The organism is Allobosea sp. P1_A7 (genome assembly GCF_056406775.1).
Map to the genome: position 1 here is coordinate 1 of NZ_JBFTZN010000347.1, position 5,478 is coordinate 5,478.

Here is a 5,478-nt window from a genome sequence, read left to right on the forward strand (position 1 = left end):
GCATCCCGCCGGCCCAGTACAAGGCGCTCGCGGCTGATGGCGACGCTGGAATACGCGGCGTGCTCCGGCGCCGGCTTGAAAGGCTGGCCTGCGGCTTCGACCTGAAGTCGAACTATTTTGCCCGGCAGGCCTTTGGACGGGGCTATGCGACGGACGAGGACGCATCCTTGCCGCCCTATCTTGAAAGGAGGAATTTCGTGGCCGTTCGAGAGCGGGCGGGCCACGTCGCCTATCACCAGAGCGCGATCACGGCCTTTCTCGAGAGCCAGCCTGCGAAGAGCTGCGATGCCTATGTGCTGCTCGATGCTCAGGACTGGATGAATGATGCGGACCTCACGGCGCTCTGGACGCAGATCACGCGCACGGCGCGACCCGGCGCCCGCGTGATCTTCCGGACGGCTGCCGATGAGCGGCTGCTGCCGGGCCGGGTGCCGGCCTCGATTCTCGCGCAATGGCGCTATGAGGAGGCACGCAGCCGCGAGCTTGGAGAGCGGGATCGCTCATCGATCTATGGCGCCTTCCATCTCCACGTGCTGCAGGGGGCGGTGGCATGAGCGCCGGCCGCGCCACGACCGAGGCCGCCGGCCTGATGGACCGGATGTATCGCCACCAGCGCCATATCTACGACGCCAGCCGCAAATTCTATCTGCTTGGCCGGGACCGGCTCATCGCCGAGCTCGATCCTGCGCCGGGCAGCGCGATCCTGGAAATCGGCTGCGGCACCGGGCGCAACCTGATCAAGCTCGCCCGGACCTATCCCGGCACGCAGTGCTACGGTCTCGACGTCTCGGCCGAGATGCTCGCGACGGCGGAGAGAAGCGTGGCAAGGTCGGGGCTCTCGCAGCGCATCCATCTGGCACAGGCAGACGCGACCTGCTTCGACGCGGCGGCCCTGTTCGGGCGCGACGGATTTGATCGCATCGTCATCTCCTATGCGCTCTCGATGATTCCCCCCTGGCGGGGCGTGATCGCTCAGGCGCTGCGGACGCTGACGGCCACCGGTTCACTGCATATCGTGGATTTCGGCGACCAGACCGGCTTGCCTGCGTCGTTCAGGTCGGTCCTGAATCGCTGGCTGACATTGTTTCACGTCACGCCAAGACATGATCTCCCCGAGGCAATCGCCGAATTGTCGCGGATCGAGGGCGCCGAGAGTCGCACGACCCGGCTCCTTCGCGGCTACGCCATCCATGCCGTGGCAACGCGGCGGGCCGCCTGAGCAGCGGGCGCTGGACGCGCCATCCTTTGGCCTGTAACGCCATGGAATGGCCGAGGATACGACGTCTGTTCGCAGGGAAGGGCAGGTCGAAAGACTGCGGGACGGTCTGCGCCAGCTCTACCATGGCCGCTCTCCCGGGGCGGTGCGCTTTCAACTTGCGACGGCGGTCATCGATCTGCTGATCATCGCCTTCTTCATCGCGACACCGCTGATCCGCGAACGGCCGCTCTTCTATTGGCTCGATTACTCGGTCGCCGTGATCATGGTCATCGAGATCGGCGCGCGAATGCTGGCCTCCTCGAACATTCCGCGCTTGCTGCGTCAGCCGAGCATGCTGCTCGATCTCTTCATCCTGGCAACGCTGCTCGCGCCGCAATGGCTGGAGAATTTCGGCTTCCTGCGCATCCTGCGGCTCTGGTCGCTGTCACAGCGTGGGCTGATCTGGGAGCGGCTGCGCGCTGCGGGCTACCCCGAGTGGGAAAGCGCAGCGCGGGCGGTGGTCAACATCGTGACCTTCCTGTTCGTGGTGACAGGCTTCATCTACACATTCTTCTTTCGCGAGACGGCGGGCTTCGCGGGTTATGTCGACGCTTTCTATTTCACGGTCGCGACCGTGACGACGACGGGCTTCGGCGACATCACCTTGCCCGGCACCGCCGGCAAGCTGACCTCGATCCTGGTGATGATCGTCGGGATCTCGCTGTTCGTGCGCCTGGCGCAAGCGATCTTCCGGCCCAACAAGGTCACCTTTCCCTGCCCGCAATGCGCGCTGCAGCGGCACGAGCCGGACGCCGTGCATTGCAAGGCCTGCGGGCATGTCCTGAAAATCCCCGATCACAACGACTGATCAGGAAATCTCCACCGCCTGCCAGAAGGCGACGCGGTTCTTGATCTCGGCGGCAGCGGCCTTGGGCTCGGCATAATACCAGGCGGCGTCCCTGTTCTCTGCGCCAGCGACGACGATCGAATGGTAGTTGGCCGTGCCCTTCCACGGACAGATCGACGTCGTCTCGCTTGGTTTGAAGAATTCAGAGCGGATCGCACTGCGTGGAAAATAGTGGTTGCCTTCGACCACGACCGTGTTGTCGGATTCCGCCAGAACGGCGCCGTTCCAGGTTGCCTTGACCATCTCCGCTCCTTTCGACCGTCGCTGATCGCCGAAGATGGGGTTGCGTCAGGCCCAGTGACAGGGGCAGGCAGCCTGTGCCGGCTCTGCCGCTCTCAGTGGCGCGTTTCGAGCTCGCGCTCGTCGTGCAGATCCTCGACCGAGATCGTCGTCTTCTTCGGCATGCCGATGATGCGCCCGATCGTAGCCGGCAGCGGCATGCGACAATGCGCCGCTTTCATCAGGGCGAGATTGGCCAGGATATCGGGCGGAAACGGCGAGACCTTGCGGGTCGCCATGTCGACATGCAGCGAGAGGTTTTCACTCGTCGCCGCGAGCCAGCCTTCGCTCGCATGCCGCATTTCGAGATAGTAGTGCAGCCGCTTTTCGTCGAAGGCGATCAGTTGTGCGGTGACCCGCACGAGGTCGTCCTCGGTCAATTCGCGCTTGTAGAGGATATGGCATTCGGCCGCGAAATAGGACGCGTTGCGCGTGTCGACATAGTCCTGGTTCAGGCCGACGAGCGAGAAGACCTCGTCGACGGCCCGATCGAACAGCACGTGATAATAGGCCATGTTGAGATGGCCGTTATAGTCGATCCAGGGCGTTTCGACCCGCATTGCGGACGATACGAAGGGGGAGAAGAACAGCGCCGGAGCGCGGATCTCATCTTTCATGGCCGCCTCCCGCAGAGTTGTCGCGTGCGGCGGAACGGAACTCCACTGACACGCTACCATCGTCTTGAAGACGTCGCCGGACGAGCTATGCCCTGCCTGATGCACCGCCTCCCATGCGCCCGGCGATCTTGCCGCCGGCGGCGACACGCAGGACAAACGCGCCTGCTATCGCTACGGTCTGCCTCGTCAGATTCAACCGCAGAAGCCGACCAGTTCCAAGTTAAGCGCCAAGCCCGGAAAAAGACAATGAGCCTTTTTGCAACTGCTTCTCATGCCGCCTCTGCCGCAACCCTGCCGCCGTCGCCGGCGGCGATCGAGGCGGTGACGCGGGCGCTCGCCGCCCGATTCGGCAACAGGCTGGTGACGAGCCTGGCGGTACGGGAGCAGCACGGCCACACGCTGACCTGGATTCCGAACCAGCCGCCGGATGCGGTCGTCTATCCGCAGAGCACCGAAGAGGTGTCGGAGATCGTTAAGCTCTGTGCGAGCCACGGCGTCCCCGTGATCGCATTCGGCACGGGCACCTCGCTCGAAGGCCATGTCAACGCGCCGTTCGGTGGCGTCTGCGTCGATCTCAGCCAGATGAAGCGCATCATTGCCGTTCATGCCGAGGATCTCGATTGCGTTGTCGAAGCCGGCGTGACCCGCAAGGAACTCAACGAGCATCTGCGCGACCAGGGGCTGTTTTTCCCGATCGACCCCGGCGCGGATGCGTCCATCGGCGGCATGGCGGCGACACGCGCCTCGGGCACGAACGCGGTGCGCTACGGCACGATGAAGGACAATGTCCTTTCTCTGACCGCGGTGATGGCCGACGGCTCGATCGTGAAGACGTCCAGCCGCGCGCGGAAGACCTCCGCCGGCTATGATCTGACCCGCCTGCTCGTCGGCTCGGAAGGAACGCTCGGGATCATCACGGAGGTCACGCTCAAGCTGCACGGCATCCCGGAGGCGATTTCGGCCGGCGTCTGCCCGTTCCCTTCGGTGAAGGCAGCCTGCGATGCGACCATCGTGACGATCCAGTCCGGTCTTCCGGTCGCGCGCATCGAACTGCTCGATGATGTGATGATCCGCGGCGTGAACCTGCATTCCAAGCTCGGCTTGCCGGAGACGACGATGCTCTTCGTCGAGTTCCACGGCACGGAAGCGGGCGTGAAGGAGCAGGCCGAGCGCTTCGGCGAGATTGCCGCCGATTTCGGCGGTGGACCGTTCGACTGGGCGACCAAGGCCGAAGACCGGTCGAAGCTTTGGCAGGCTCGCCACGACGCCTATTGGGCTGCCCGCGCGTTGCGGCCGGGCGTTGAATCGGTTGCGACCGATGTCTGCGTGCCGATCTCACAGCTTGCCGAATGCGTCGAGGAAACCAAGCGTGACATCGAGGCCTGCGGTCTGATCGCCCCGATCGCCGGCCATGTCGGAGACGGCAATTTCCACACCCAGCCCCTCGTCGACCTCGCCGATGAGGACGAGATGGAGCGCTGCCGCGGTTTCATCGACCGGCTGGTGAAGCGCGCCCTCGCCATGGGCGGCACCTGCACAGGCGAGCATGGCGTCGGCCAGAAGAAGATCAAGTATCTCGAGATCGAGCACGGCCCGGCGACACTGGATGTGATGCGCCTGCTCAAGCGCTCGCTCGACCCGAAGAACATCCTCAATCCAGGCAAAATCCTGGTCTTGTGACATCCAGACAGCTTGCGCGGCGGCATCGGGAACTGGAATGTCGTGATCTCGCCGCGAGTTGGCGGCAAGATCGCATAACCGCCGACAAGAGGGATGATGCTCAAAGGTGCGTGAGACCCTGACCGTTCTGGCCGGTCTCCTGGTGCTGGCATTGCTGGCCGCGTTGATCGGACCGGGCTTTGTCGATTGGCGACTGTATCGACCGCAGATCGAGGAGCGCCTCAGCGCTACGCTCGGCGCGGAGACGCGCGTTGCCGGTGGCATCGGCCTGAGGTTGCTGCCGTCGCCGCGGCTGACCCTGGCCGATGTCCGCATCGGCGATCAAGGTGGACAGGCGAGCCACGCGACGATCGAGCATCTCACCGTCGAGCTTGCACTGACCGCGCTTGCGCGTGGCGAGTTCCGTTTCTCCGACGCTGATGTCGAAGGCGCGACGCTCTCTCTTGTCGCCAATGATGCAGGCGCGGTGCTGCTGCCGCATCCGATTGGTGCGGGCCTGCCTGTGCAGACCAGCCTCGACCATTTCAGCGTGCGCCGCTCGGCGCTGATCTGGCGGGAGGCGGGCAAGGCCCCCGTCACAGTGTCGCCGATCGCTGCGGAACTCACCGCGGTCAGCCTTGCCGGCCCATGGCGCATGGAGGGCGAGGTCGGCGGCTCCTCGTTGCGCCTCGCGACCGGAACGATCGAGCCGGATGGTCGCCTGCGCGCCAAGGCCACCGTGACGGGGGAGGAGGGCCAGCTCAGCTTTGACGGCGCCTTCCTGCTGCCGACAGAGAAGGGCGGCGTCACACCAGGAC

The 5,478-nt window shown here is 64.6% G+C and carries 7 protein-coding genes; 5 read left to right on the plus strand and 2 right to left on the minus strand.

Annotated features, from left to right (window positions below; translation table 11 throughout):
- The 3 genes from AC1D34_RS33615 to AC1D34_RS33625 form a co-directional block, all read left to right on the plus strand.
- Positions 1-554, plus strand: a 554-nt coding sequence (locus AC1D34_RS33615; RefSeq protein WP_476826573.1) for a DUF3419 family protein, incomplete at its 5' end; no start/stop codon positions are given.
- Complete coding sequence (locus AC1D34_RS33620; RefSeq protein WP_476826574.1) at positions 551-1,219, plus strand: class I SAM-dependent methyltransferase; 669 nt, start codon at positions 551-553, stop codon at positions 1,217-1,219. The genes AC1D34_RS33615 and AC1D34_RS33620, both read left to right, overlap by 4 nt.
- Positions 1,220-1,265: 46 nt before the next feature.
- Positions 1,266-2,066: a potassium channel family protein gene (locus tag AC1D34_RS33625; RefSeq protein ID WP_476826575.1), complete on the plus strand. Its 801-nt coding sequence runs from the start codon at positions 1,266-1,268 to the stop codon at positions 2,064-2,066.
- Here AC1D34_RS33625 and AC1D34_RS33630 read toward each other — a convergent pair whose 3' ends face one another.
- Positions 2,067-2,348 carry a DUF427 domain-containing protein gene (locus tag AC1D34_RS33630; RefSeq protein ID WP_476826576.1) on the minus strand — a complete coding sequence of 94 codons (282 nt, stop codon included), beginning with the start codon at positions 2,346-2,348 and terminating at the stop codon, positions 2,067-2,069.
- A 92-nt stretch (positions 2,349-2,440) separates the two neighbouring features.
- Entirely contained in the window at positions 2,441-3,001 is a 561-nt protein-coding gene (locus AC1D34_RS33635; RefSeq protein WP_476826577.1) for a thioesterase family protein, read from the minus strand.
- Positions 3,002-3,247: 246 nt separating this feature from the next.
- Between AC1D34_RS33635 and AC1D34_RS33640 the strand changes: the two genes are divergently transcribed.
- Together AC1D34_RS33640 and AC1D34_RS33645 are read left to right on the plus strand one after the other, a co-directional pair.
- On the plus strand, positions 3,248-4,681 hold the full coding sequence (locus AC1D34_RS33640; protein ID WP_476826578.1) for an FAD-binding oxidoreductase: 1,434 nt from the start codon (positions 3,248-3,250) through the stop codon (positions 4,679-4,681).
- Between the two features lie 106 nt (positions 4,682-4,787).
- On the plus strand, positions 4,788-5,478 hold a 691-nt coding region (locus AC1D34_RS33645; protein WP_476826579.1), incomplete at its 3' end, for an AsmA family protein.

Coding starts and splice junctions, on each gene's coding strand:
- AC1D34_RS33620 (WP_476826574.1), top strand. CDS start 551: ATGAGCGCCGGCCGCGCCACGACCGAGGCCGCCGGCCTGATGGACCGG.
- AC1D34_RS33625 (WP_476826575.1), top strand. CDS start 1,266: ATGGCCGAGGATACGACGTCTGTTCGCAGGGAAGGGCAGGTCGAAAGA.
- AC1D34_RS33630 (WP_476826576.1), bottom strand. CDS start 2,348: ATGGTCAAGGCAACCTGGAACGGCGCCGTTCTGGCGGAATCCGACAAC.
- AC1D34_RS33635 (WP_476826577.1), bottom strand. CDS start 3,001: ATGAAAGATGAGATCCGCGCTCCGGCGCTGTTCTTCTCCCCCTTCGTA.
- AC1D34_RS33640 (WP_476826578.1), top strand. CDS start 3,248: ATGAGCCTTTTTGCAACTGCTTCTCATGCCGCCTCTGCCGCAACCCTG.